This is a genomic window from Bradyrhizobium sp. HKCCYLRH1034 (assembly GCF_051168375.1).
GTDB lineage: Bacteria > Pseudomonadota > Alphaproteobacteria > Rhizobiales > Xanthobacteraceae > Bradyrhizobium.
This window is the reverse complement of record NZ_JBNPUW010000012.1, coordinates 29615-54408: the sequence shown is the minus strand read 5'-3', so window position 1 is coordinate 54408 and position 24794 is coordinate 29615. Positions and strand designations below refer to the sequence as shown.

The 24794-nt window shown below is 66.2% G+C and carries 24 protein-coding genes; 6 read left to right on the top strand and 18 right to left on the bottom strand.

Annotation, left to right across the window (positions count from 1 at the left end; all coding sequences use genetic code 11):
- Nucleotides 1-369: 369 nt before the first annotated feature.
- Nucleotides 370-702, bottom strand: a complete 333-nt coding sequence (gene clpS, locus ACQR0W_RS25385) for an ATP-dependent Clp protease adapter ClpS (protein ID WP_008960690.1) — start codon at nt 700-702, stop codon at nt 370-372.
- A gap of 490 nt (nt 703-1192) precedes the next feature.
- Here clpS and ACQR0W_RS25380 point away from each other — a divergent pair, with 490 nt between their 5' ends.
- Nucleotides 1193-2968, top strand: a complete 1776-nt coding sequence (locus tag ACQR0W_RS25380; protein WP_315718373.1) for a TadE/TadG family type IV pilus assembly protein — start codon at nt 1193-1195, stop codon at nt 2966-2968.
- Between the two features lie 91 nt (nt 2969-3059).
- Here the strand turns inward: ACQR0W_RS25380 and ACQR0W_RS25375 are convergent, their stop codons facing one another.
- Nucleotides 3060-3401 carry a phasin family protein gene (locus ACQR0W_RS25375; protein WP_315718372.1) on the bottom strand — a complete coding sequence of 114 codons (342 nt, stop codon included), beginning with the start codon at nt 3399-3401 and terminating at the stop codon, nt 3060-3062.
- A 429-nt stretch (nt 3402-3830) separates the two neighbouring features.
- Here ACQR0W_RS25375 and ACQR0W_RS25370 point away from each other — a divergent pair, with 429 nt between their 5' ends.
- Entirely contained in the window at nt 3831-5579 is a 1749-nt protein-coding gene (locus ACQR0W_RS25370) for a D-alanyl-D-alanine carboxypeptidase (RefSeq protein WP_315827276.1), read from the top strand.
- A 235-nt stretch (nt 5580-5814) separates the two neighbouring features.
- Here the strand turns inward: ACQR0W_RS25370 and ACQR0W_RS25365 are convergent, their stop codons facing one another.
- From ACQR0W_RS25365 to ACQR0W_RS25350, 4 genes are all read right to left on the bottom strand, one after another.
- Complete coding sequence (locus ACQR0W_RS25365) at nt 5815-6531, bottom strand: DnaJ domain-containing protein (RefSeq protein ID WP_315827300.1); 717 nt, start codon at nt 6529-6531, stop codon at nt 5815-5817.
- 110 nt (nt 6532-6641) lie between these two features.
- Nucleotides 6642-7400, bottom strand: a complete 759-nt coding sequence (locus ACQR0W_RS25360; RefSeq protein ID WP_315718370.1) for a VWA domain-containing protein — start codon at nt 7398-7400, stop codon at nt 6642-6644.
- Nucleotides 7401-7532: 132 nt separating this feature from the next.
- Nucleotides 7533-8420, bottom strand: coding sequence for an alpha/beta fold hydrolase (locus ACQR0W_RS25355; protein ID WP_315718369.1), 888 nt, complete (start codon nt 8418-8420; stop codon nt 7533-7535).
- Between the two features lie 413 nt (nt 8421-8833).
- Complete coding sequence (locus ACQR0W_RS25350; protein ID WP_315718368.1) at nt 8834-9757, bottom strand: division plane positioning ATPase MipZ; 924 nt, start codon at nt 9755-9757, stop codon at nt 8834-8836.
- 262 nt (nt 9758-10019) lie between these two features.
- Here ACQR0W_RS25350 and panC point away from each other — a divergent pair, with 262 nt between their 5' ends.
- Nucleotides 10020-10871, top strand: coding sequence for a pantoate--beta-alanine ligase (gene panC, locus ACQR0W_RS25345; protein ID WP_315718367.1), 852 nt, complete (start codon nt 10020-10022; stop codon nt 10869-10871).
- 168 nt (nt 10872-11039) lie between these two features.
- Here panC and ACQR0W_RS25340 read toward each other — a convergent pair whose 3' ends face one another.
- The 8 genes from ACQR0W_RS25340 to mgtE form a co-directional block, all read right to left on the bottom strand.
- Nucleotides 11040-11480, bottom strand: a complete 441-nt coding sequence (locus ACQR0W_RS25340; protein WP_316171451.1) for a DUF1489 family protein — start codon at nt 11478-11480, stop codon at nt 11040-11042.
- A gap of 23 nt (nt 11481-11503) precedes the next feature.
- Nucleotides 11504-12496, bottom strand: coding sequence for a hypothetical protein (locus ACQR0W_RS25335; protein ID WP_315827277.1), 993 nt, complete (start codon nt 12494-12496; stop codon nt 11504-11506).
- A 298-nt stretch (nt 12497-12794) separates the two neighbouring features.
- Nucleotides 12795-12986, bottom strand: a complete 192-nt coding sequence (locus tag ACQR0W_RS25330; protein ID WP_315718364.1) for a hypothetical protein — start codon at nt 12984-12986, stop codon at nt 12795-12797.
- A gap of 239 nt (nt 12987-13225) precedes the next feature.
- Nucleotides 13226-13885, bottom strand: coding sequence for a glutathione S-transferase family protein (locus tag ACQR0W_RS25325; protein ID WP_315718363.1), 660 nt, complete (start codon nt 13883-13885; stop codon nt 13226-13228).
- Nucleotides 13886-14048: 163 nt separating this feature from the next.
- On the bottom strand, nt 14049-14909 hold the full coding sequence (locus tag ACQR0W_RS25320) for a hypothetical protein (RefSeq protein ID WP_316165100.1): 861 nt from the start codon (nt 14907-14909) through the stop codon (nt 14049-14051).
- A 147-nt stretch (nt 14910-15056) separates the two neighbouring features.
- On the bottom strand, nt 15057-15875 hold the full coding sequence (locus ACQR0W_RS25315; RefSeq protein WP_316187314.1) for an aldo/keto reductase: 819 nt from the start codon (nt 15873-15875) through the stop codon (nt 15057-15059).
- Between the two features lie 76 nt (nt 15876-15951).
- On the bottom strand, nt 15952-16227 hold the full coding sequence (locus tag ACQR0W_RS25310) for a helix-turn-helix domain-containing protein (RefSeq protein ID WP_315718360.1): 276 nt from the start codon (nt 16225-16227) through the stop codon (nt 15952-15954).
- Between the two features lie 81 nt (nt 16228-16308).
- Complete coding sequence (gene mgtE / locus ACQR0W_RS25305) at nt 16309-17727, bottom strand: magnesium transporter (protein WP_316187315.1); 1419 nt, start codon at nt 17725-17727, stop codon at nt 16309-16311.
- Between the two features lie 110 nt (nt 17728-17837).
- Between mgtE and ACQR0W_RS25300 the strand changes: the two genes are divergently transcribed.
- Together ACQR0W_RS25300 and ACQR0W_RS25295 are read left to right on the top strand one after the other, a co-directional pair.
- A complete protein-coding gene (locus ACQR0W_RS25300; protein WP_316187316.1) occupies nt 17838-18674 on the top strand; it encodes a polysaccharide deacetylase family protein in 837 nt (278 codons plus the stop codon).
- 240 nt (nt 18675-18914) lie between these two features.
- Complete coding sequence (locus tag ACQR0W_RS25295) at nt 18915-20108, top strand: polysaccharide deacetylase family protein (RefSeq protein ID WP_315718357.1); 1194 nt, start codon at nt 18915-18917, stop codon at nt 20106-20108.
- 56 nt (nt 20109-20164) lie between these two features.
- Here ACQR0W_RS25295 and ACQR0W_RS25290 read toward each other — a convergent pair whose 3' ends face one another.
- The 4 genes from ACQR0W_RS25290 to ACQR0W_RS25275 all read right to left on the bottom strand — a co-directional run bounded on the left by ACQR0W_RS25290 (nt 20165) and on the right by ACQR0W_RS25275 (nt 23913).
- Nucleotides 20165-20539, bottom strand: a complete 375-nt coding sequence (locus ACQR0W_RS25290) for a hypothetical protein (protein ID WP_315718356.1) — start codon at nt 20537-20539, stop codon at nt 20165-20167.
- 233 nt (nt 20540-20772) lie between these two features.
- Entirely contained in the window at nt 20773-22011 is a 1239-nt protein-coding gene (locus ACQR0W_RS25285; protein WP_316171456.1) for an NAD(P)/FAD-dependent oxidoreductase, read from the bottom strand.
- Between the two features lie 15 nt (nt 22012-22026).
- Complete coding sequence (locus ACQR0W_RS25280; protein WP_315753009.1) at nt 22027-22377, bottom strand: RidA family protein; 351 nt, start codon at nt 22375-22377, stop codon at nt 22027-22029.
- Between the two features lie 39 nt (nt 22378-22416).
- The gene (locus ACQR0W_RS25275; protein ID WP_316187317.1) at nt 22417-23913 is read right to left on the bottom strand and encodes an amidase; all 1497 of its coding nucleotides are present in this window, start codon (nt 23911-23913) and stop codon (nt 22417-22419) included.
- A gap of 205 nt (nt 23914-24118) precedes the next feature.
- Between ACQR0W_RS25275 and ACQR0W_RS25270 the strand changes: the two genes are divergently transcribed.
- A complete protein-coding gene (locus ACQR0W_RS25270) occupies nt 24119-24784 on the top strand; it encodes a helix-turn-helix domain-containing protein (protein ID WP_316187318.1) in 666 nt (221 codons plus the stop codon).
- The last annotated feature ends 10 nt before the right edge of the window (nt 24785-24794 follow it).

Sequence of the window (24794 nt, the reverse complement as noted above, 5' to 3'; positions counted from 1 at the left end):
CCGGTCAGGCAACAACAACCTTCGTCAAATATAGTTATAACCGAGTGCGACAAAAGACCGGCCGAGCCGCTCGATTACGGGTTCACCGGATCGTCAATGCAAAACCCGTTCCGATTGCGGCAAATCCGGCTGCGACAACCGAACGGCGCACGCCGCCGAGCGGGGAGAGATAAGGACCAGAGCGGCCGTAATTCTTCGGACGAGAAGTGAAACCTGCCCGGATTGCGCTGACCTCGTCTGCAGCAATTTGCGGCTTTCGATGACCCTTCGTCCGATGCCGATTCGCGGTGATCAATCGGGCAGCGCCCCAGCCCCCGCCCCTGGCCAGCAGATGCGCGCGTCGGCGGCTCCCTTCGCGGAGGGAGCCGGCTATTTCTTCTCCATCACACACTGCAACGGGTGCTGGTGCTTGCGGGCGAAGTCCATCACCTGCGTCACCTTGGTCTCGGCGATCTCGTAGGTGAAGACGCCGCACTCCCCGATGCCGTGATGATGCACGTGGAGCATGATCTTGGTCGCGGCCTCGACGTCCTTGTTGAAGAACTTCTCCAGGACGTGAACGACGAACTCCATCGGCGTGTAATCGTCGTTCAGGATCAGGACGCGGTAGAGGTTGGGGCGCTTGGTCTTCGGCTTGACCTTGGTGATCACGGACGTGACCGGGCCACCGGTGCCACCGGACTTGTTGTCGTTATTGCTCATCCTGGGCGCGGATCGGTTCAATCTGGAAGTTGGCTGCGACATCTTGCACGCGTTAGATATGGCTGCGAGGCTCCCAATAAAGAGTTTCCCTCGGCGGGTTGCTCTCAATAAGGGGTGCCCCCCGACCTGTCCCCTGCCGGGCCGCTTTCCGCCACCCGGTCCTGCTTTCCAGATCGCCTGTCCCAGCCGACCGGTCCGGTCGGACCGACACCGGGAATATGGGTCAGCGCCCGGTTTGCCGCAAGCGCAGGCCCGGGACGGACCGACGCTCCGGCAGGACCGATTCCCTGCCCCGGCGATGAGGCGCAAGGTTAATCAAACCGGTCGCATTTTACAAAGCCCATTCAGCGGGCATTGACAGGGAACCAGCCCGGTTGCGGGCGCGGCGCCACGCTGCGGGCATTGGCCCGGTGTTTCGCGGTTTCGATTTACCCGTCCTTGACGAAGCCGAACCGAAAACACCTGCAGAAAACCATAATTGGTGAGCGACATGACCGATGTCTCCTTCATTCGACTCTGCCGCCGCGCCGTCCGACGGTTCGCCTGCGACCGCGGTGGCAATATCTCCATGCTGTTCGCCATCGCGCTCGTCCCCATCCTGGCCTTCGTCGGGGCAGGCGTCGACTACAGCCGGCTGAACGCCGCGCGGTCGTCGATGCAGGCGGCGCTCGACTCCACCTCGCTGATGCTGTCGCGCGACCTGGCGCAGGGCACGATCAGCGCAGCCGACATCGGAACCAAGGCAAGCGCCTATTTCAAGGCGCTCTACACCAGCACGGACGCACAGAACGTCACCGTGACGGCCAGCTATACCGCCTCGACCAGCTCGTCGGCCTCCAACATCCAATTGTCGGCCAACGGTCAGATCGTCACCCAGTTCATGAAGATTGCCGGCTTTCCGACCATGGACTTCGGCGCCAAAACGACATCGACCTGGGGCGACGTGAAGATGCGGGTGGCGCTCGCGCTCGACAATACCGGCTCGATGGCATCCAGCGGCAAGATGTCCGCGCTGCAGAACGCCGTGGCCGGCAGCGGCGGGCTGATCGACCAGCTCAGCGCGCTGGCCAAGACCCCGGGCGACGTCTACATCTCGGTCGTTCCATTCGCCAAGGTCGTGAACGTCGGCGCAAGCAATTACGCCAAGGACTGGATCGACTGGACCGACTGGCAGAATCCGCCCACGATCCAGCCTGCCAATGGCTCCTATCAGGCCGCAATCCCGAACGGCAGCTACACGCAATCGCAATGGGACATGGTGGGACCGGGATCCTCCTGTCCGTTCAAGTCCGGCAACGGCTTTCCCTACTTCTCCTGCACCAGCGACCCGGCGACCGGGAGTTCGAGCGCCTCGCGGATTCCGACGAGTGGGAGCTACACGGGCTACATCTGCCCGGGCTACGATTCCGCCTCGCACAGCTATTACAACGGCTGCTGGAACAGCGTTCAGACCAGCACGCGGGTGAACTGGTGCACCGGCAGCTATTGCAGTTGCCCGACCAGCGGCAGCAATCTTCCGAACAACACGTGTAGTTGCACGGGAAGCGGATCCAGCACGGTGTGCAAGGTCAACACCTTCACCCACACCTGGGTCGCCAACACCAAGAGCACCTGGACCGGATGCGTCGCCGACCGCACCCAGCCGAACGACGCAAATGCCGTGTCACCGGCGACCTCCGACGTGACGACGCTGTTCCCGGCCAACCAGCACATGGAGAACAACATCCAGTACTGCAGCAGCACGGCCTCCACGAAACTCGCGGAAATCGTGCCGCTCAGCTACAACTGGAGCTCGCTGAAGAGCGCAGTCAACGCCATGCAGCCGACCGGCGGCACCAACCAGGCGATCGGACTTGCCTGGGCCGTCCAGTCGCTGATTCCGAACGGCGTGCTGGGCGCGCCGGCGGAGGACGTCAACACCACCTATAATCGCGTCATCATCCTGCTATCGGACGGCCTGAACACCGAGGACCGCTGGCCCGAATACGGCAACGGCTCGTCGCAAGCCTCGGGCAACCCGATCGACGCGCGCCAGGCGCTGCTCTGCTCGAACCTGAAGAACACCAAGGATTCGAAGGGCAACGCGATGTACACGATCTACACGATCCAGGTGAACACGAGCTCGCCCGCCGATCCGACCTCGGCCGTGCTGCAGAACTGCGCCAGCAGTCCCGACAAGTTCTACATGCTGACGAGCTCGAGCCAGATCGTGACCACGTTCAACTCGATCGGCACCGCATTGTCGAAGCTGCGCGTCGCCAAATAACAGAAGCGCCGGGCACCGACAGCGCTCCACCTTCAGCCAACAAAAAAGCCCGGCGCAAGCCGGGCTTTGTGCTCCCTGCAGGCGCGAACGGTCAGTGCGCGGCCGGCGGGGTGAACTTCGCGGCGATGCCTTCCAGCGGCTTGAACGCCTGCTTGGCGAGATCCGAATACAGCCCGGCGATCTTCTGCGAATCGGCGACGAAGGTCTCGTAGGCCGACTTGGCGAACTCGGTCTGCACCTCGAGCACCTTGTCGAGCGACTTCACGCCCTGGAGCTTCTCGACGAACGACTTGGTGTCCTCGAACGACTTCTTGGTGTAGTCGCCATACGCGGTGGCGATGGCCTGAAGGCCGTTCTGCACGGTGGTCGCGGAGTTCACGACGGTCTCGAACTGCTCTTTGCCGTAGTTCTGAAAGTCTTCAACCTTAAACATGTGGCATTCCTTTCCCTGATTTTGAGCGCCCTCAGGGAAGCCCCGGCTCCCTGACGCATTCATAATATAGTGCAGCGCACAAAAAAATCAAGAATCTTGTGCAATGCACCATCCCGGGCATTGCGGTCTCGACGCACCGTCGGACGCCCCAAGCCGGGGCAGTTCGGCAGAAATACCAGCCATCGCCGCAAGGTTTCTTTAATCCTTTGGCAACTCGACCGTCCTAACCTCTCCGGTGGTCCCGGCCAGCGTCGGCCGAACCGTAAAGCTGTTCTAAAACAGCGTCTTAACAAAACCTCAGTTCGAGGCCTTCGATGCTTGGCAGCGTCACGGCGCGATCGGGAGGTCCGACAGGCACGGTTACGGGGGCGTTCGGCACAATTTCGCCTTACGAGCCGGTGATCACGTCAGAAATTGGACGGGGATTTCATGCTTCGCAAAAAAATGGCTTCCTCGCGCCTGTTGCGAGTTGGCGTCTACGGACTGATCACCCTCGCGACGGCAGCAGTGGTCACGGTCGACAGCGCGGAGGCGCGTCGGCGCCATCGGCAGCATCACGCGCGTCACTCCCCCCATAATGACGAGGGCAGCTACAGCCCGGCGTTCGCGTCGATCGTCGTCGACGGCAATTCCGGCGCGACGCTGACGGCGACCAATCCCGACGCCTTGCGGCACCCCGCCTCGCTCACCAAGATCATGACGCTCTATTTGCTGTTCGAGCGGCTCGATTCCGGCAAGATGAAGCTCGACACCGAGATGCCGGTGTCCGAGCACGCCTCCGAGCAGTCGCCGACCAAGCTCGGCCTGCGCCCCGGCCAGAGCATCCGCGTCGAGGACGCGATCAAGGGCCTGGTGACGCGCTCCGCCAACGACGCCGCCGTGGTCATCGCCGAAGCGATCGGCGGCGACGAGGACGAGTTCGCCAAGATGATGACGCGCAAGGCGCGCTCGCTCGGCATGAGCCGCACCACCTATGTGAACGCCTCCGGCCTCCCGGCCGACGCGCAGATCACGACGGCGCGTGACCAGTCGATCCTCGGCCGCGCGATCCAGGACCGCTTCCCGCGGTACTACCGCTACTTCTCGACGGTGGTGTTCAATTATCGCGGCCAGTCGATCCGCAACCACAATCATCTGCTCGGCAATGTCGAGGGCATCGACGGCATCAAGACCGGCTACACCCGCGCCTCCGGCTTCAACATCGTGACCTCGCTGCGCCGCGGCAACCGCCATCTGATCGGCGTCGTACTCGGCGGCCGCAGCGGCGGCTCGCGTGACGCCATCATGCGCAACCTGCTCGCCGAAAATCTCGACAAGGGCGCGACCCGGCGCACCGTGGCGGCGATCGGCGAGCGCGGCGGCTCCGACAGCGGCGATGCCGATCAGGGCACGATGCAGCTCGCCTCGGCGGCGCCGGAGACGCCGGCCCCGAGTCGCGCCTCCAAGATCATCTCAACCCTCTCGGAAGCCACCGCGGCCCTGCCGCCGGCGGCACCGAGAGAGGCCAAGGTCGAGCCGGCGCCGATGACCTCCGGCGTGATCCAGAGCCAGCCGATGTCGATCGTTCCCGGCTCGACCGAGCCGATGAAGCCGGTCAAGGTCAGGACGGTCCAGGTCAAGGCCGGCGCGGTCAAGCTCGCGACCGCCGCGCCGCAGCCGGCCGCCCCTGCTCCCGCACCCTTCGCTCAGCGTGTCGAGGCCATCGAGCCGGCGCCGCCGATCGCCCGTACCGAGGCCCCCCGTCCCGACATGCCGCCGCAGCCGCCGGGCCATGGCACCGGCAACGGCATTCTCGGCGTGCTGCCCGCCTCCAGCCTGCCGGCAGGCTCGTCGCAGGCCATGGCCTATGCGGCGCCTCCGGCCCAGCCGGCGCCGACGCAGATCGCCTCCGCGAGCGCTGCGCCGGAGCTTCCGAGCAAGCCTTCCGTCACGCGCAGCGGCTGGATCATCCAGGTGGGAGCGCTGGACAACGAGGCCGAGGCCCAGAAGCGGATCGAGGCGGCCCGCAGCTCGGCACAAGGTCTCCTCAGCAAGGCCGATCCCTTCACCGAGACGGTTGCGAAGGGCGACAAGACCCTCATCCGCGCCCGCTTCGCCGGGCTCGATCGTGATCAGGCCGAGGCCGTCTGCAAGAAGCTGAAGCGCGCCGACATCTCCTGCATGACCGTGCACAACTAACGCCGGCACTGATCCTGTTCCGATGAGGCCCGCGCGACACAGCGCGGGCCTTTTCGTTTGCGGACCACGCGATCGACGGCGGGACGCACGGGTGCAAACCACTCGTCAAGGATTTCCCGCTAGAACTTTTTCACCATGACGAACGATCGTGCCTGGCAAGGGCGAGAGCCGCCGGCGTCGACAAAGTTGCGTTGAAAGCGGGTTCGGTGTTGTGGCGTTGGTGGCGTTGCCGGAGTTAGCCGTGATGCGTACGAAGCAGAGTATCCTTGGCCTCGTTCACCCGGGCGGCGAGGTACGTCGACCCCCCTTGGTCGGGATGCAGTTTCTTCATGAGCGCGCGGTGGGCACGCCCGATCTCGTCTCGCCCCGCGCCCGGCTGCAGGCCAAGGATCTGATAGGCCTCCTCTTCCGTCATTTTGGAGCTCGACGCCGCGCGGCCCTGCCGCCCTGCCGCATCGCCCTGCGCGTGCTGACGCCAAGCGGGAAACCGGCGGTCCAGATAAGTTTCAAGTAGAGCGACGCTGTCGGCATCGAGGCTCGGCGTCATCGCGGCGAGCTGCGGCAGATCGAACTCGTCCAGCGACCGGCCGGCATGGGCGCCGGCGACAAAGCGGCCCTGCATCTGCCCGCTGTCATGATCGAGCACCATCTCGATGAAATGCGAGCGCACCCGCGAGCTCTGACCGGACGAGCGCTGCCCACCCAGCCCGAACATGCTGCCGACATTGCCGAGACCACCGGGTGACCAGCCGAGCAGCCCCGCCCCGAACAACCCGATCGGGATCGCCACCACAAGCTCGCCGCGGAGGCCGGTGAAGGCTGCCACCGCAAGGCAGCCGATACCGCCGGCAACCTTGATCGCGCGCGCCAGCGCCGCCGGATTCGCGTTCCGGAACATCTGCAGCAACAGATAAAGGGTGATGACGGCGACGGCGCCAGCGATCAGTGTCATGACCCGAATATAGGGCGTGCCGGGACAAAAAGCATGATCGGCTGCGTCCGCGACCGGCAGGCTCGAGCCGCTGCGCCGGGCTTGACGTTGGCGGCCGCCGAAATCGATCTCTACTTCATCTGCCCGATCAGGCGTGCCGCGCCCGCTTCGGAGCCGGCCAGCCGGAGCAGCGCCGCCCGGCCACCCGCCGCGTAGGCCGCGGCGGCGCGCAGAAGGTCGCGCAACTGCGCGGATGCGCCGGGATCGAAACGGCACCATGCTCCCCCCGACAGCCGCGCCATCTCGCGAAACGCCTGCTCGGCCGCGGGCTCATTGCCCTCCTGGAACATGAACAGCGGAACCTTCAGCAGGCCGAGCTCGCCGGCCTTTGCGCAGAGCACGTCGACATTCTCCTCCATCGCGTCGCCAACGAACACGACGGCGCGGATTCCGGATGCTGTCGCATGGCGCCGCGCCTCGGCAAGAACCTTGCCGATCTGGGTCTGGCCGCCGCGGCAATCGATCTTGCCCATCAGCCGGGCGAGCTCAGCGCTGTCGGATATCCAGCCAGTGGCGCGGCATTCATCGAAGCCACGATAGTACACCAACCGGATATCGAGGCTGCCGAGTGCGGCGGCCTCGCGAAACATGTCGGCCTGCAGGGCACAGGCCATGTCCCAGGTTGGCTGGCGGCTCAGGGTCGCATCAAGCGCAAAGACGAGACGGCCTCTGGTTCCCTGAGCGGCAGGAGCCATGGCCTTGGCCTGCGCAACGAACGCCGCAACGGCGTCTGCCGTGGAACGCTCATTGTCGGGCAACCGCTGCTGGCGCGATCCCTCTTCGGCCGAGGTCAACGGGGCAGAACCGGGCTTCGAACGATCATCGACCATGCACGCACCTTGCTCGGACGCGCATCATGTGGGCAGGCGGACGGACGGCTTCAACAACGGCAACGCATCTGCCCGCCGACGTGGCAGGCAAGGATCAGGCGAGGCTGGCGCGCGCCCCGGCGGCTTGCGCGCTCAATGCGTCAGCGGCTTGGCCGGCGTCGCGGTCTTGCCAACCGGCGCATAAGGCGCGACGGGACCCGGATCGAGCAACGGGGTCTTGGTCTCGACCGGCCCGATGTCGCTGGTGCTGTCGCTATCGGCGAGGAACTTGTCCAGCATGGCCTGGATCGACGACTTGGCGTCGTCAGGTCCGGTGTCGCGCATGTCGTTGTGCTGGAAGTCCGTCTTGACGACGGTGATGCCTTCCTTCTCGCAGATGTCGTCGCTCGGGATCACGCCGGGATCGGTCTTGAATTGCGGGTCCTTCGAGCGGAACGACAGGATCTTGAACTTGCCGTCGGTGACGAACGGGACGCGGAGGTTGTCGAGCGTGACGACCTTCCGGACGTCTTCGGGATACTGCTTGGCGAAATACATCGAGATGTCGCCGCCCATCGAATGACCAACCATCGTCAGATGATCATAGTCGGCATTCGGCTGCACCTGGTGCATCTGCTCGACGGCGAACCGGATGTTGGCGACACCGCGCTGGATCTGCGGCAGCCGGCCGACATAGGGCTCGCCGACCTTCGTCACCATCGGCGCATCGGTCGGCAGGTCGTGCTGGATGCTGACCGCCATGTAGCCGCGCGCAGCAAATACGTTGGCCAGGAACGAGTACTCGGTGAACTTGACGGTGTTGCCGTGATTGAGGATCGCGACCGGCAGCTTGATCATGCCGGCTTCGGCCTGCATCTCCTTGTCGCGCCGGACGGCCACGGCGACCTCGACCAGCCGGTTGTCGCGCGAGGCGTCATAGAACCTGATGGTCTCGTGCCGGATAGCCCACTTGCTCGCGGTGAAGTAGCCGACCGCCGCCAGCACGCTGACAGACACAAGAACGGTTATTCCACGCTTCATGTTCGTCCCTCGGGAGCACAATCAAAGGTAGTTTTGAACCTGTAAGACTCTCGCGACCCGTTCTGTTTAATATATGTAACGGCGCTGTGACAGGAAGACCAAATGTTGTGTATCCGTCGCCCGTTCGTTGTGCGCCGCACCTAGTTGCTGTGCAGCATAGCTGGGTTCCGCCGCCCGTCTCTTGCGACTTGAGCCCTGAACGTCAGGTTCAAATCAGTCATGAATTTGACGGTAATCTAGCGAAATTGGCGGCTGCGGCGTTGACCTGAGACAAATCTTCCTCTGTCCGCCCCCAAAACAGGCCGGACGCGCCGTTACCCGCCACCGCTGTCCGCAGATTGTTTAACCAAGCCGGGCGCACGTTCAACGCGCACAATGTCTCAGGCGAGGTCTCGCCCGAGTGCGGACGGTATTCAGGCGCTGATGATGTCGTGCAGGTCGAGTGGCTTGTCGACCTGGGCGAACCATTCGGCGCGGTTCGCGGCGCGGCGGCGGCCGCGCTCGTCCAGCGGCAGCTTGAGCTGGCGCAGCAGGCTGGTGACCTCCTCCCGGGCCGTGACGTGGCCGAGATTGGGGCGGGTGCCCAGGGTCGCCTCGTCGATGTCGTCGAGCGCGGTCAGTCCGCGCGGGAAGAACTCACGGTAGACGACGCGTTCGGCAAAGCCGTCGATGGCGCGAAAGCCGAGCCGCAGCGACAGGTCCTTGAGGCCGTCGGCGACCAGTTGCTTGTTGCGGGAGCCGAGCATCGACAGCCGGTTGCGGACCACGATCCAGTCGGTCATCGCACCGTCCACCTGGCGGCGCTTGCGCCGGACGTCACGCACCATCTCCGCATAGTGGCTCTCGCCGGTCACGGCATAGGTCGCGGGATCGACCGTTCCCAGCACGTCGAAGTCGAGGAAGCTGTCGTTGATCGGCGTGACCAGCGTATCCGCCATCGAATGCGCCAGGCGCATCAGGTAGCTGTCGTTGCCGGGCGTATCGATGACGATGAAATCGAACGAGCGTTCGACGGCGCTCACGGCCTCCATGAACTGCTGGAACTCGGTGTTCTCGTTCTCGTCGATCTGCAACGTCCGGCCGAGCTGGATGCAGTAGTGCGTCGGCAGTTCGAGGCGCAGGCCGGTGCGGCGCGCCCAGGCGCTCCGGTTGTTGATGTAATGGGTGAAGCTCTGCTGGCGGCAATCGAGATCGATCGTGGCGACACGCTGGCCGGCCTTCAGGAGTGCCACGGCAATGTGCAGGGCGGTGGTCGACTTGCCCGACCCGCCCTTCTCGTTTCCAAGCACAACCACGTGGGCCGAGCCCGATTGTCCTTGGCTAGTTTGCACCAGCATGTTGTCGACCTCTTACGATCATCTTCGAGTCACGGTCGTCTGCGGTCAAGTGAAATGCATCGTCATCGTGAATCCCACGGGGGACGCATCCTCCGCTACTACTTGACGCGCGCGTTTACCAACTCCGCATCGGACGCGGAGACGTGCTAACAGGCGTATTCAAGTATGCTGAGCGGCGTGTCGCGTTCTTGTTAAGGGCAGTCGCCCGAGCGTCAAGGCCGAACAGTGCAACCGCAATTTTTCGCTGTGAGATCGAGCAAAAATGTCACGAAGCCCGCGCGTCGCCCGCACCGTTTCCGCCCTCCGCCGCGAGCTCGACAGCTTGCGCGCGAGAAAAGCCAGCATCGCGCTCGTGCCGACCATGGGCGCCCTGCATGAAGGGCACATCTCGCTGGTCCGGCTGGCGAAGCGCCGCGCCGACAAGGTGGTCGTCTCGATCTTCGTCAACCCGACTCAGTTCGCGCCGACGGAGGATTTCGGGTCCTACCCCCGGACCTGGAAGGAGGATGTTGCGAAACTCGCGGCCGAGCGCGTCGATCTGATCTGGCATCCCGACGCGAAGGCGATGTATCCGGACGGCTTCGCGACGCGGATCGTGCCGGAGGGCGCGGCATTGGCCGGGCTGGAGGATCGCTTCCGTCCGCATTTCTTCGGCGGGGTCGCGACCGTGGTCGCCAAGCTGTTCACGCAATGCCGGCCGGACGTCGCGATCTTCGGCGAGAAGGACTATCAGCAGCTCCGCGTCGTCGCCCAGATGGCGCGCGACCTCGATCTCGGCGTCCGTGTCGTCGGATCCCGTACGGTGCGCGAACGCGACGGACTCGCGATGTCGTCGCGCAATGTCTACCTCACGGCAGACGAGCGGCGGGCGGCGCCGACGCTGCACCGTGTCCTGAAGGAGCTGGCGGCCCGGCTGCGCGCCGGCGACGACATGCAGGCGGCCATTGGGGATGGCGCCGCCGCGATCACCGAAGCCGGCTTTGCCTTGGACTATCTCGAGGTCCGCGACGCCGAGACGCTGGCGCCCATCGCCCCGAACGAGTCAGGACCGAAACGCATCCTGGTCGCGGCCAAGATCGGAACCACGCGACTGATCGACAATATCGCCGCGTGAGCCGCCGGGAGACCAGCCGTCCGCCAACACCGTGAGCGCGCCCTCGCCCGCAAGGCAGAGGCAAGGACAACTGACGCCGCGTCGAGCGTACGCCCGGCCCTTGCGAGCGAGGCTGACTTCCGCCTCGCGTGAGATGCTCACGCGCAACACCACCGGCTCATCAAAGTGCTACAGCAGGCCGAGATCGCGCAGCTCGCGGCGCAGCGGCTCGGGCATGGCTTCGACGCCCGCCGCACTGGACTTGCCGAGATCGGCCGGCGCATCCTCGGCCGTCAGATAGCGCCAGCCCTGGAACGGACGCATCGGCCGCGGCGACACCGCGATCACCTTCGGCTGCATGATGATGCGGCACCGCCCGATGCCGTCGCCGTCGCGGAACGGCTCGATGCCGACGATCTTCTCGCGCGCGGCGACCTCACCGCGAATCACCCAATACAGCGAGCCGCCGGCGAGGATGTCCTCGACCCGTTTCGGCGTCATCCGCGTGACATGGACGTGCTGCTGCGGCAGGCCCTTCTTCTTGGCCGCGAGCATGCGCTCGGCGATCCACTCCTTCAGCTCTTTCACGGACTCGCAGCCGACGGCGAGCTTGATCAGGTGCAGAGGCATGATGGCGGTTCGACCAGCGGGATCTATTCGTTGTTGGCGGCCGGCTCGGCGGCCTCAGGCGCCGCTTGAGGCGCCGCAGCGGCCGGCTTCGGCTTCGGCGCGGCCTTCTTGGCCGCCGGCGGCGCCTGGGCGTGGCTGGCAGCCACGGTCGGTGGGGCTGCGGGCGGCGCAAGCTGCGTCGGCGGTTTCGGCGCGGCGGCTGCCGGGGCGACCGAGCGCGTCGAGGCCGTCGGCTCGGGATTCATGATGCTGACCGGCGGGGTGTTCGCCGAGCTGGGAAATTCGGCGGTCGTCGGCTTGCCGTTCGGCGCCGACGGCGCCAGCCCTGGAGGCGCCAATCCCGCAAAGGTCCCAGCGGCCGGTTGGCCCGGCGCCGCATTCCACTGCGAGGCGTAGCGCGTCACCAGCCCCTCATAGGTCCGCCCTTCCATGTTGTTCATCAGTTGCTGGCGATCACCCACGGCACGGAACATCACGCAATCGCTCGGCGTGCAGCGGTCGCGTGTCAGCAGCACATAGGCCATCAGGCCATAACGATCGCGCTCGACGGCGCGGCGCAGCGCCAGCAGCTCCGCGGTCATCACCTTGTTGGCGCTGGCGACGTCGCCCACCTGGGACAGCCGGCTCAGCATGCCCGCCGCATAACTGACGGCCGCGGCGGTCATCTCGGCCGATCCGAACAGGCTCTTCTCGCAATTCGCGAGCACCAGATCGCCGGCGAGATCATCCACGCAGGCCAGGGCGGGTGCCGAGAGGCCGACGGAGGCGGTCACCGCAGGATCGCCATTGGCGCCACGCGGGGTCGCATCCTGGCTCCGCATCATCGACGCCACCGCAATCCCGACCGCCAGCAGCGTGATCACCGTCAGCGCGCCGTTGGCGACCGATTTCTCGGCCCTGAGCAGCGTCATCAGCACGACCAGTGCAAAGAAACCCGCCGCGGCAACGGTGAGCCACATCGGGAACGCCGGTGAGTTCAAGAGCTGATCCAACGAGGAAGGCCAGGTCGAGTTCATGCGCGCTTGTTCCTGACGCGGGCCAGCGAAAACGGCCCCGATGGCGTCCCTACATGGGACGGCCGTGAAACGATCATCAAATTCAAATGATCACCCGATCGATTGCGGCCCCACCAAGACAATAAGACGATTCCATACGCCTGCGGGCGCCGGATGGTGTGGAGCTACCCGCTATCCCCAAAGGGATCGCGCAGCAATCGTCATCGCCTCGCGCCACGGCTCCCGAACGCGTGGCAACTCCCCCTCTCGCTTCGGCCATGTCTCCGGCGGCCGCGTCCGCCGACGCGGCACGTCATCTTCAAGACAAGGCCAATTGGCTCTCTCTGGCAACCCGCTCGAAGGCTTCCGTCGAGCTTTTGATCCGATACTGGCAGTCGTCGTCTTCCGTCGGAAGCTGGCGGATGATCTCGTAGGTGCCTGTGGCGGCCGGACGCGAGACGTTGCTCGCGGTGAAATAGACGGTCGCCCCAATGGGGAACTTGTGTTTCAACGCCCTCTCCTGCTCGCATGCCGGCAAGAGCCCCTGGTCCCGCTGCCCGGGCCGGCGTGTCTTTATAAATATTGCCCTTATATCACGCCGCCGCCCGCCCTGACCAGCGACCTCACGACATGGCAAACGCGGAGATTGCGAGAGTCTTCAACGGGATGGACCCGCAAACGGTATTCTTGGACGAGCGGGTCGGGGTTCGCTCGTCCACCACGGACCAAATCGCGAACGGACGAGACCGCTCAGATGTTCTCGACCCGCTCGATGACCCAGTCCTCCGCCAGGCCGTCCTTCACCCAGGCCGCGAAGGCCGGCATCGCCATCATCATGTCCATGTAGGCGCGGGTTTCGGCGGCGACCGGAATGGCGAAACTGTGGAAGCGCGTGACCACCGGCGCGAACATGGCGTCGGCGGCGCCGAAGCGGCCGAACAGGAACGGCCCGCCATGGCTGTAGCGGGCACGGCAGTCGCGCCAGATGTCCTCGATCCGGGCGATGTTGGCCCTGGCATCGGCAGACAGCTCCACCGGCCGCACCGGCCGGTGCAGGTTCATCGGGCATTCGTTGCGCAAGGCCGGAAAGCCGGAGTGCATCTCCGCGCAGACGGATCGGGCATGGGCGCGCGCAGCGGCATCGGCGGGCCACAGCCCCGCCTGCGGGAAGCGCTCGGCGAGATATTCGATGATCGCGAGCGAATCCCATACGCTGATCGCGCCATCGATCAGGATCGGCACCTTGCCGGCCGGGGAATGCTCAAGGATGCGCGCCTTGTCGGCGGGATCGGCGGTGTAGAGCGGGATCACGATCTCATCGAAGGCGATGTCGCAGCCGCGCAGCGCCAGCCACGGCCGCATCGACCATGAGGAATAGTTCTTGTTGCCGATCACCAGCTTCAGCGTCATGTCGCACCGTCTCCGTGTTGGGCGTGGACGGCCCGCGCAGCCGCGCCGTCGACGCTCATGCTATGGGCGACGCATACAGGATGATCGGCCGCTGCGTCGACACACAAGCGCTACGCCCCAGACCACGCGCCCGTCCCCGTGCCGTCGCCGGCCGCAGGGTAGATCAGCGGGCGAAATCCTGCGGCGTGAACGACATCTCGATCACCTTCCACTCGTTGTAGCGATCGGGAGGCAACATCGCGTAGGGCTGGCAGGCATTCAACGCCTGGACCGCGCTCTCCTTGAGCTGGATCGCCTTGGAGGCTGCGACGACCTCTATCACCTCCGGCTCCGTCGCCAGCCGTCCATCCGGTGTCATGCCAAAGCGCAGCCTGATGAGCACGTTGTCCGACAGGGACAGCGACGCCGGCAGCCGCGCGCAGCTCCTGACCTTCTGCCGCAGGGCCGCTTCCAGATTGGCGGCGAGGTTCGTCGTCGCGGTCGGCCCGGCGTCCTTGCCGTCCTCCGGGCCGCCGGGACGCGGCAACGGTGACAGCGGCTCGGGTAGACCGAGCATGACCCCATACTTCACCGTGAGATCCGGTTCGGGAGGCACATAGGTCGGCGCGGGTGGCGGCGCCGGCTTGACGGCGGATTTGCTCTCCGCCTTTGCGGCCGTCTTCACCGCCTTGGGCGATGCAGCCTGCACTGGCTGTTTCGCCGCCGGCGCAGGCTGCATCGGAGGATTGGGGGTCTCCCTGGCGTCCTGCGGGGGACTGGGCGGTGGCGGTGCGGCGGCCGCGGGCAAGGCGCTCGGGTCCGGCTGCGGCAGCACCAGATCCGGCGTCGGGGATGGCGATGGCGTGGCGACCGGCTCGGGCGTCTTCTGCGGCTCGTCAGCGTCGACGATGTTGACCTCGATCTCGTCGCTCTTGGGCAGCTCGTAAGGCCGGACCGAGGTCGAGACCACGACCCCACCGGCGATCAGGAGATGCGCGAGCACGGACGCGGCGATGCCCCAACGGATGAACTGCCAACGTTCCATGCTGCTTCACTACGCCCGCGCATGAGCGAAGGCGCGCGGTGCGCCATCGCTCTGATCATCGGCAGGGAATGCGGCAGCCGCCGTCGTGCGGCCCGCCGGCCGCTCCCTGTCATGTCAGGCTGTAGCACAAATGCGCGGGCGCCGCCCTCAATCCCATTTCGGCGCAAAGGCGAAGTTGGTCATCCGTCCTTCGGGGCTGCCCATCGCGAAGATGTCGGCCATGTCCTGCTCCGAGAGCTCGAAATCGAACACGTCGAGGTTCTCGGACAGCCGTTCGACCTTGGAGGTCCGCGGGATCGCCACGACGTTCTGCTGCACCAGCCAGCGCAGGCAGATCTGCGCCGGGCTCTTGCCATGGGCGCGGCCGATCCGCGTCAAGGTCGGATCGTTCTTGATCTTGCCCTTGGCGATCGGGCTGTAGGCGACGAGCGCGATGCCATGGCGCGCGCAGGCCTCGCGGACCTTGGTCTGATCGAGATAGGGATGATACTCGACCTGATTGCACACCAGCGGCTCCGGCGATGCCGCCACTGCCTCGTCGAGCAGACCGACCGTGAAATTGGACACGCCGATATGGCGTGCGAGCCCGAGCGTCTTGGCATGGGCCAGCGCGCCGAGCGTCTCGCTCAGCGGCACGTGCGGATTGGGCCAGTGCAGCAGCAACAGGTCGACCTCGGAGACGCGCAGCCGGACCAGGCTCTCTTTGGCCGAGCGCTCGAGATCGTGCGGCGCAAAATGCGTGGTCCACACCTTGGTCGTCAGGAACACCTCGTTGCGCCGGACGCGGGACGCACGCAGGCCCTCGCCGACCTCGTGCTCGTTCTCATAGACCTGCGCGGTGTCGATGTGCCGGTAGCCGAGAGTGAGCGCCTGCTCGACGATGCGGCTGCAGGTGCGGCCACGCAGCTCCCAGGTTCCGAGACCCAAGGCGGGAATCCTGGCACCATTGGCCTCGATCATCAGCATGGCCGTGCACTCCAGCGCGCGTGCAACATTATGTAGGCACACGCTGGGCGTTGCCAACGCACGACCCGTGGTGGGCTTAAGTCTTGGCTAAAGCCGCGAACACCGTCTCGGGCGCGTGCGCGATGACGGTGAGCAGCGCGCGCGCCGGGCCGCGCGGCATGCGCTTGCCCTGCTCCCAATTGCGGATGGTCTCGACGGGCACACCGAGCTTGGCGGCGAATTCCTGTTGGGTCAGATGCACCCGCCGCCTGAGATCGCGCACTTCGAGCGGAGCCGCGGGCGCCAGCGGAATCTCCTCCCCGTCGCGCAGCTCCACGATCCGTCCATCTGCCTTCAGCCGCAAGCGTTGCATCGTCCGACTCCGTGTCGAGCGACAGTCTCGCCGAACCACGTTAAGGCCGGATTAACGATATAAGTCGTTCAGGCGCCGGGGTTATTTCAGGCCGAACCAGAGCGTGGCGATGCCGAGAAACGAGAAGAAACCGACCACATCGGTCACCGTCGTGACGAAGGTTCCGGAGGCGACGGCGGGGTCGGCCCGGACCCGTTCGAGCACCATCGGGATCAGAATGCCGCCCAGCGCACCCGCGACGAGATTCGAGATCATTGCAAGCCCGATCACGATGCCGAGGCCGGGCATCTTGAACCACGCCACGGCGGCGATGCCGGTGACGAGCGCAAAGGCCAGGCCATTGACGAGCCCGACCAGCCCCTCGCGCATCACCACCCGCATCGCATTGTTCGGCCCGAGCTCCCGCGTCGCCAGCGCGCGCACCGCCACCGTCATGGTCTGGGTCGCGGCATTGCCGCCCTGACTGGCGACGATCGGCGCGAGCACGGCGAGCGCCACCATCTGCTGCAACTGGTCCTCGAACAGGCCGAGCACCGATGACGCCAGGAACGCGGTGGCAAGATTGATCAGCAGCCAGTTGAAGCGGCCCTTGGCGATGGTCCAGACGCTGTCGGACAGTTCCTCGTCGCCCGACACGCCGCCGAGCGCCTTGAAATCCTCGTCGGCCTCCTCCTCGATGACATCGACCACGTCGTCGATGGTGATGACGCCGGCCAGCCGGTTCTCGGCATCGACCACGGGGGCCGCGACCAGATTGTACTTGCCGAACAGCCGCGCCACCTCGGCCAGATCGTCGGTGACGGTGACGCGACGGCGGTCCTCGTCGATCAGATCGGCCAGCGGAACCGGACGGCGGGCGCGCAGCAGCGTATCGAGCGACACCGCACCCTGCCAATGCCGTGCGTCGTCGACCGCATAGATCTCGTAGAACCGCTCGGGCAGATCCCGCGTCTCGCGCATGTAGTCGATGGCCTCGCCGACCGTCCAACCCAGCGGAACCGCGATGAACTCCCTCTGCATGCGGCGGCCGGCCGAGCCCTCGGGATAGTCGAGGCTGCGCGCGAGCGCGTCGCGCTCGGACGGCGGCAGGCGTTCGAGGATCTCCTCCTTGTCCTCCTCGTCGAGGCTTTCCAACAGCTCGACGGCGTCATCGGATTCGAGCTCGCGCACGCCCTCGGCGACGGTCGCGGGCTCGAGCTCCTCGAGGATCTCCTCGCGGACCGCGTCGTCGACCTCGTTCAGCGCGGAGAAGTCGAAATCGGTGCCGGTCAGCTCGACCAGCCGGACACGGTCGTCCGGTGCGAGCGCCGCGATCAGGTCGCCGAGATCGGCCTCGTGCAGCTCGGCGACCTCGGCGCGCAGGAACGCCTCGTCCTCGGCGGCGATGGCCGCCGTGATGGCCGCGATGAATTCGGCGCGAATCTCGCCGGATTCGGTGCGCATCGGCGCGCGATCGCGTAGAGTGGCATCAGCATGGGCAACGTCCGATGTCTCGTTCATGACGTGCCTCACGCGCTTGATTTCAGAGCAAATGGTCTGATTTGTGCTTTCACGCATTACATAATCGGCAACAGCGAGCGCAACGGGAAAAGATGCGGCCTTGGCGATCGATGACGGGATGGGTAAACGCGGCCGGCGTCGTGGCGGCGCTGCTCGCGGCTGACGTCACCGCGGCCGCGCCTGCCGCATGCCCGCGCGAAGGTACGCTCGGCACGTCGCGCATTCTCACCGTCGACGCCGCGACACATCCGCGCGTCGGACTGAAGAGCTTCCCGGACACGCTGCCGCTGCATGACGGCGAAGTGGTTCTGACCTTCGACGACGGCCCGTCGCCGCCGATGACCGACAAGGTGCTGGCCGCGCTCGCCAGGGAATGCGTGCGCGCGACCTTCTTCCTGGTCGGCGAGCCTGCGTCGCGCCGCGCCGCGTGGGTGCGGAAGATCGCGGCCGAAGGCCACACCATAGGCCATCACAGCTTCACGCATGCGAATCTCGCGCACGTCACGCCGGAACAGGCCGTCGATGAGATCGATCGCGGCATCGCCGCCGACGAGAAGGCGCTCAACGGCGCGGAGACGACCACGCCGTCGACGCCATTCTTCCGCTTCCCCTATTTCGAATCGACACCGGCGACGCTCGACCTGCTGCAGTCGCGCGGCATCGTCGTGTTCGGGGCCGATCTTTGGGCCAGCGACTGGAACCCGATGTCACCGCAGCAGACGCTGAAGCTGCTGACCGCCCGGCTGAGCCAGGCGCGCAAGGGCATCATCCTGCTGCACGATCCGCAGCCGCGCACGGTCGCCATGTTGCCCGCGTTCCTGCGCTACCTGAAGAACCACGGCTATCGCGTGGTCCATGTGGTTCCGAAGCAGCCGGCGGATGTGCATCACGAGCAGCATAGCGAGCGCCCTTCACCCGCGCCGACGCCGCCGCACGAAGGTGGTTAATCCGTCGTTCAGGGCCGCTGTCTACGCTCGACGGCCGTGATCGCGGCGATTTCTGCCGCTTGCAATCCGGCAACAGCCGCGCGCAAACCGGAACCCGGAACGATGTCATCTCGCGACAGCCGAACATCCCTGCTATGTCTTGGCGGTCGCTTGCGCCTTCCGCGCGGCTGCGACACATCATCGAGCGTCGAAGACCCTGGCCGAAGGCGTCGGGACGGTGAAGGGAATGTGAGCAGCGTGATGCGTGATCGTCGGTGGGCTTGCGTCGGACGGCCAACATGGCTCGCAGTGCTGTTGGGCACCGTCGCCTGCTTCGCCTCCAGTGTCGGATCATCGGCGGCATCGGCAGCCGATTGCCCCGGACATCCCAACGCGCTCGGCACGTCGCGCGTCCTGGTGGTCGATCCGCGCGAGCATCCGCGCATCGGCGCGATGCAGTACAAGGAGACGCTGCCGCTGAAAGATCACGAGGTCGTCATCACCTTCGACGACGGCCCGCTGCCGAAATACAGCAATCAGGTGCTGCAGATCCTTGCCGATCAATGCGTCAAGGCGACGTTCTTCACCATCGGCCGCCAGGCCAAGGCCGATCCCGAGGGCGTGAGGAAGCTTGCGGCCGCCGGCCACACCATCGGCACCCACAGCCAGAACCATCCGCTGAGCTTCAACAAGATGACGCTCGACCAGGTCAAGCCCGAGGTCGACCAGGGGATCGCCTGGACGACAGCGGCGCTCACCGATCCGTCGGCGCTGTCGCCATTCTTCCGCGTGCCCGGCCTGCTGCGCGGCGACGCCGTGGAGAGCTACGCCGCCTCGCTCGGCCTGCAGGTCTGGAGCGCCGATTTCCTCGCCGACGACTGGCGCAACATCTCCGGCGCCAAGGTCTATGAGCTCGCGATGAAGCGGCTGGAGGCGCGCGGCAAGGGCATCCTGCTGCTGCACGACATCCATGCGCGCACCGCCACGGCGCTGCCGAAGATCCTCGCCGAGCTCAAGGCCAAGAACTACCGCATCGTCCACGTCGTGGCGGCGACACCGGACCGGCCGGCGACGCCGACCGAGCCCGAGGACTGGCTGGTGCACCGCCCGTCGGACGAGACCCCGGTGGCGCATTGGCCCAAGATCGCGCCCGTCGATCTCGCTGGCGCCGATACCGGGGCCCGGGCCAGGCTGGACGATTTCGGGATTCTCAACGTGCCGGCGGCTGTCGCGCGTGTCGTGCAGAAGCCGGCATGGCCGCGTCCGCCGCTCGCGCCGCGGCTTGCGGCGCCGGCCTTGGCAGCGCCGGCGTCCGATCTGTTCGCATGGCCGCCTGTCGCGCCGCTGTCGGCGCAGCGGCGCCAGCTGGCCCGGCTCGAGAGCCCGGCCCCGAAGGCTGTGGCCGCCAAGCCGGCGCCGCGCCCGGTGCGCCTCGCCAGCCTCAGGCGGCGCTGAACATTCGCAGATGTTGCAGGTGAGGACGCGGGACAATTCGCCTGCGCCGCGCGCGATCAGCTCGAGACCAGCTTGCTGACGCAGAGGATGACGGTGGCCGCCAGGAAGAACAGGTCCATGTAGGACTTCTTCTCGCCGTCCTTGCGCAGCGATCCGACGTCGGACACCACCTGCCTAGAGACCACCTGCCCCACCGGCCCGTCGCCCAGCATGCCGGCCAGACGGCGAACGTCCGACTCCATCTTCTCGATCCGTCCGAAGAAGTGGAAGGTGCGCACCACCGTGACGGCGCGCATGCCGGCATAGATCAGCACCACCAGCGCCAGGACGGCGCGGTTCTGGTACTTCTCGACGTAGTTCAGGCTGAGATAGACGGCCGCGAGAAATACGAAATTCGAGATGAAGCGGTACATGAGGCCCGTGAAGTTCATCTGCTCCCCCACATGATGTTCGGATCACTGGCCGACGACAGAACTCACGAAACGCGTTTCGCCCCCGCGTCCTGGTCCAACCGGCGTCACCCTAGGAGAGCGGGCTTGCGAATTCGTGAAGTGGAAATTTTGCAGCGCCAGAACGGCCCAGAACAGGCCCGCTTGGTAAACAAGGGACTGCCCGGAGAGCGTCTCTGCAGCCTGCAATTGCAGGGCGGCAGCAGCTCTCGCAGCTATGCGCCGAATCGCGCCGGTGCGCAGGCGGCGACGTCGACGCTCGGCGCTTCGCCGCTCATCAGCTCGGCGAGGATGCGTCCCGTCGCAGGCCCCAGCGTGAAGCCCTGGTGGCCGTGGCCGAAATGCAGCCACATGCCCTTGTGACGCGCCGCCTGGCCGACGACCGGCAGCATGTCGGGCATGCACGGCCGCGTGCCGATCCACGGCTCGGGCTCCACCGGCCTGCCGAGATCGATGAGCTGGCGCGCAGCAGCCTCGGCCTTGCCGAGCTGAACCGGGGTCGATTTCGCATTCGGCGATGACAGCTCGGCACCGGTCGTGATGCGCACGCCGAGCGCCATCGGGTTCATCAGATAGCCGCGCGCCGCATCGCGCAGCGGCAAATCGAGCGGCGCGCCGCCGGTGTAGTGACGGTGATAGCCGCGCTTGCGCACCATCGGGATGTCGTAGCCGAACCGCGTCAGGAACTCCGGCGACCACGGCCCGAGCGCGACCACCACGGCCTCGGCCTCGATGCGTCCCTCCGCGGTGGTGACGGCCCAGCCGCTGCCCGCCTGCGCCAGCGTGGTCGCGTCCCCGCGCAGCAGCTTGCCGCCGCGGCGCGTGAACAGCTCGGCATAGGAGGCGACCAGGCTGCCGGGATCCGACACGGTCCACGGCTCCTGCCAGTGCAGGCCGCCGATGCCGCTGTCGATCAGCGCGGGCTCGGCCTGCTTGAGCTGCTGGGCGCTGAGCAGCTTGAACTTGACGCCGAAGGCTTTGCCGACGGCTTCGGCCTCCCTCGCCTCCTTGTCGAACTGCGCCTGCGTCCGGTGCAGCACGCGAAAGCCGTCGCGGCGCACGAGGTTGCCGGCGCCGGCCGCGAGGATCAGGGGCTCGTGCTCGGGCGCGGCGCGCGCGATCAGTTGCGCATAGGTGCGCGTCAGCACCTCGTGGCGCGCGGGGAACGAATTCCACCAGTATTGCAGCAGCGGTCGCACGTGATAGGGCAGCGCCGCGAGGCTGTAGTGCACGTCGTTGGTGCGCGCGAGCGCGATGTCGAGCACGCCGGCGATATCATAGGGCATCGCGTAGGGCCTGACGGCCTCGCTCTGGATGATGCCGGCATTGCCGTAGCTGGTCTCGCGGCCCGGCTCCCTGCGGTCGACCAGCGCCACTGACCAGCCACGGCTTTGCAGGTGCAGCGCCGTGCCGACACCGACCATGCCACCACCGAGAACGATCGCGCTTTGCATCGTCATCACTCCTGCTCAGGTCCGCGCCGCCGCGACGACGGTGACCTCGATCTTCACATCCGCGATCATCTGCGCCTGCACCGTCGTGCGCACCGGCATCGGGTCCTTGAAGTGCCTGCGATAGGCCTCGTTGTAGGCGGCGAAATCCGCCTTGTCGGCGAGGTGCACCATGCAGGACACGATGTCGTCGAGCGTCAGCCCCTCGCCGGCCAGCGTTTCCGCGATGTGCTTGAAGACGAGGTCGGTCTGCGCCGCGATGCCCTCGGGGATGCTGCCGTCATCGGCGACCGGAATCTCGCCGGACAGGAACACCAGGCCGCCGGCGCGGCGCACCAGCGAGAACGGCCATGAGGGGGCGTCGGACATCGTTAGTCGCTCCAGGATGTAGTGATCATGAGTGCCGCCTCAATCCCACGCCATGAAGCCGGGCGTCTGCGCCAGCGGCGGCAGCGACGCGAGCCTTTCGAGATCGGGCCGGGGACGGCGCAGCTCGGCATCGTCGGCGAACGCGGCCTCCAGCGCCGCGGCAACGCCGAGTACCAGCGCGTCGCCGCCGCGGGGACCAACGATCTGCAGGCCGAACGGCAGGCCGTTGTCGTCGAGGCCGAGCGGCAGGCTGAGCGCGGGATGTCCGGCCAGGGTCACCGCGTAGGCGAGCGCCAGCCAGTGGAAGTACGACCGCGTCGGCACGCCGTCGATCTCCGCCGGATACAGCTCCGCCCACGGCCGCGGGCTCAAGGTGATGGTCGGGCTGATCAGCACGTCGTGGCTGGCGAAGAAGCCCTGATAGGCGCGGTAGATGCGGGTCTGGTTGGCGCTCGCGCGCGAAAAATCCTCGAGGCTGTAGGACAGGCCCTCCTCGACATTGGCGCGCACGTTCGGCCCGAGCATGTCGGGCCGCTCGCGATAATTCTTGCCATGCTGGGTAAGGAACAGCGAGGCACGCAGCACCGCAAAGGTCTCGTCGGCGCCGCTGCAATCCGGCGCGCCCTCATGCGCGCCGGCAAACAGCGGCGCGATGCGCGACACCCGCGCGCGGAAGGCGCGGCGGATCAGTTGTTCGGTCGGCGCAAAGCCGAAATCCTCGGTGAAGGCGAGCCTGAGCTTGTTGAGTTCGACCGCCGGCGGCACGGCCCAGCGCGCAGGCGCGCCGCGCACGGCCTCGCCCGGCAGGGTGTAGGCGAGCGGATCGCGCGCATCGTCGCTCGCCATCACCGACAGCATCAGCGCGGTGTCGGCGACATCGCGCGCCATCGGCCCGTCGGTCGACAGGCACGACCAGCCATGGGCGCGCTTCTCGCTGGCGACGAGGCCGTAGGAGGGGCGCATGCCGACGATGCCGGAGAAGCCGGCCGGATTGCGCAAGCTGCCGCCAGTGTCTGACCCTGAGGCGAGCGGGGCCATGCCGCAGGCAAGCGCGACCGCCGAGCCGCCGGAGGAGCCGGCGGCCGAGCGCGCGGGATCGAACGGGTTGCCGGTGGCGCCGAACACGGGATTGCGGGTGTTGCCGCCCGCCGCCCATTCCGGCGTGTTGGTCTTGCCGAAGATGATTGCCCCGGCAGCGCGCAGCCGGCCCACCGAGGCCTGGTCGACGGCAGGGACGTTGTCGGCCAGGATCGGGCTGCCATAGGTGGAGCGCATCCCGGCGGTGTCCTGGGTATCCTTGATCAGCACCGGCAGGCCGTGCAGCGCCCCCCGGTCCTCGCCCCTCACGATCTCGGCCTCGGCGACCTCGGCCGCCGCGCGGGCAGCCGGCTCGTCCAGGGTCACCACCGCGTTGACGGCCGGATTCACCGCCGCAATCCGGTCCAGACACGATTCGAGCAGCGCAACCGGCGAGATCGCCTTTGTTTTCAGGAGGTTGACCAGCTCGACGGCGGTCTTGTCGCAAATCGATTCCACGGGCTTCTCTTTTCCGTTTCGGAAAACTATTTAGCATATAGGAAATCGAATGCACGACCCGAAAACGCATTGTTCCACCGCTGTCCACGCATGACCTTCGGACATCGGGGCACCCGATTGAATATGTTGTTCTTTGGGGCGAGATTGTCGGCCTGCCCCGGCCATCGGCACGCCTGATCCGCTAACGGATTTTCCGGAGATCGCTTTGACAGACACCGCCATCAGCGCGTCGACCGAAGGCCCCCACTCCCAGCTCGGCCAGTGCCTGAAGGCGGCCCGGCAGGCGCGCGGGCTGACCCTGAAGCAGGTCGCCGAAAAGACCGGCATGGCGCTGTCGACGCTGTCCAAGGTCGAAAACGGCCTGATGTCCCTGACCTATGACAAGCTGCTGCAGCTCACCTCGGGCCTGCAGATGGACATCGCCGAGCTATTCAGCCCGACGACGCCGCGCCCCGAGGCGGGTCGCCCGGTGACCGCCCGCCGCAGCGTCAGCCGCGCCGGCCAGGGCCAGATCGTCAACACCAGGTTCTACACCTACACCTATCAATGCACCGACCTGATCGGAAAGCGCATGGTGCCGATGATCGCCGAGGTGCGCGCCCGCACGCTCGAGGAGTTCGGCCCCCTGCTCCGCCACAGCGGCGAGGAATACTTCCTGGTCACCCGCGGCACCATCGCCGTCCACACCGAATTCTACGCCCCGGAGATCCTGCACGAGGGCGACGGCATGTATCTCGACAGCACCATGGGCCACGCCTACCTCAACGCGGGTGACGCGGAGTCCGCGCAGGGCGTGTGTCTCTGCACGAGTGAGCAGGCCGATCTGTTCGAGCAGCTGCATAGGATTGCGAAGAAGGATGCGGTGGAGTAACCGCCAGCAA

Excerpts from the sequence above, each read along its gene's own strand:
- clpS (WP_008960690.1), bottom strand. The coding sequence starts at position 702 with ATGAGCAATAACGACAACAAGTCCGGTGGCACCGGTGGCCCGGTCACG.
- ACQR0W_RS25380 (WP_315718373.1), top strand. The coding sequence starts at position 1,193 with ATGACCGATGTCTCCTTCATTCGACTCTGCCGCCGCGCCGTCCGACGG.
- ACQR0W_RS25375 (WP_315718372.1), bottom strand. The coding sequence starts at position 3,401 with ATGTTTAAGGTTGAAGACTTTCAGAACTACGGCAAAGAGCAGTTCGAG.
- ACQR0W_RS25370 (WP_315827276.1), top strand. The coding sequence starts at position 3,831 with ATGCTTCGCAAAAAAATGGCTTCCTCGCGCCTGTTGCGAGTTGGCGTC.
- ACQR0W_RS25365 (WP_315827300.1), bottom strand. The coding sequence starts at position 6,531 with ATGACACTGATCGCTGGCGCCGTCGCCGTCATCACCCTTTATCTGTTG.
- ACQR0W_RS25360 (WP_315718370.1), bottom strand. The coding sequence starts at position 7,400 with ATGGTCGATGATCGTTCGAAGCCCGGTTCTGCCCCGTTGACCTCGGCC.
- ACQR0W_RS25355 (WP_315718369.1), bottom strand. The coding sequence starts at position 8,420 with ATGAAGCGTGGAATAACCGTTCTTGTGTCTGTCAGCGTGCTGGCGGCG.
- ACQR0W_RS25350 (WP_315718368.1), bottom strand. The coding sequence starts at position 9,757 with ATGCTGGTGCAAACTAGCCAAGGACAATCGGGCTCGGCCCACGTGGTT.
- panC (WP_315718367.1), top strand. The coding sequence starts at position 10,020 with ATGTCACGAAGCCCGCGCGTCGCCCGCACCGTTTCCGCCCTCCGCCGC.
- ACQR0W_RS25340 (WP_316171451.1), bottom strand. The coding sequence starts at position 11,480 with ATGCCTCTGCACCTGATCAAGCTCGCCGTCGGCTGCGAGTCCGTGAAA.
- ACQR0W_RS25335 (WP_315827277.1), bottom strand. The coding sequence starts at position 12,496 with ATGAACTCGACCTGGCCTTCCTCGTTGGATCAGCTCTTGAACTCACCG.
- ACQR0W_RS25325 (WP_315718363.1), bottom strand. The coding sequence starts at position 13,885 with ATGACGCTGAAGCTGGTGATCGGCAACAAGAACTATTCCTCATGGTCG.
- ACQR0W_RS25320 (WP_316165100.1), bottom strand. The coding sequence starts at position 14,909 with ATGGAACGTTGGCAGTTCATCCGTTGGGGCATCGCCGCGTCCGTGCTC.
- ACQR0W_RS25315 (WP_316187314.1), bottom strand. The coding sequence starts at position 15,875 with ATGCTGATGATCGAGGCCAATGGTGCCAGGATTCCCGCCTTGGGTCTC.
- ACQR0W_RS25310 (WP_315718360.1), bottom strand. The coding sequence starts at position 16,227 with ATGCAACGCTTGCGGCTGAAGGCAGATGGACGGATCGTGGAGCTGCGC.
- mgtE (WP_316187315.1), bottom strand. The coding sequence starts at position 17,727 with ATGAACGAGACATCGGACGTTGCCCATGCTGATGCCACTCTACGCGAT.
- ACQR0W_RS25300 (WP_316187316.1), top strand. The coding sequence starts at position 17,838 with ATGACGGGATGGGTAAACGCGGCCGGCGTCGTGGCGGCGCTGCTCGCG.
- ACQR0W_RS25295 (WP_315718357.1), top strand. The coding sequence starts at position 18,915 with ATGCGTGATCGTCGGTGGGCTTGCGTCGGACGGCCAACATGGCTCGCA.
- ACQR0W_RS25290 (WP_315718356.1), bottom strand. The coding sequence starts at position 20,539 with ATGAACTTCACGGGCCTCATGTACCGCTTCATCTCGAATTTCGTATTT.
- ACQR0W_RS25285 (WP_316171456.1), bottom strand. The coding sequence starts at position 22,011 with ATGCAAAGCGCGATCGTTCTCGGTGGTGGCATGGTCGGTGTCGGCACG.
- ACQR0W_RS25280 (WP_315753009.1), bottom strand. The coding sequence starts at position 22,377 with ATGTCCGACGCCCCCTCATGGCCGTTCTCGCTGGTGCGCCGCGCCGGC.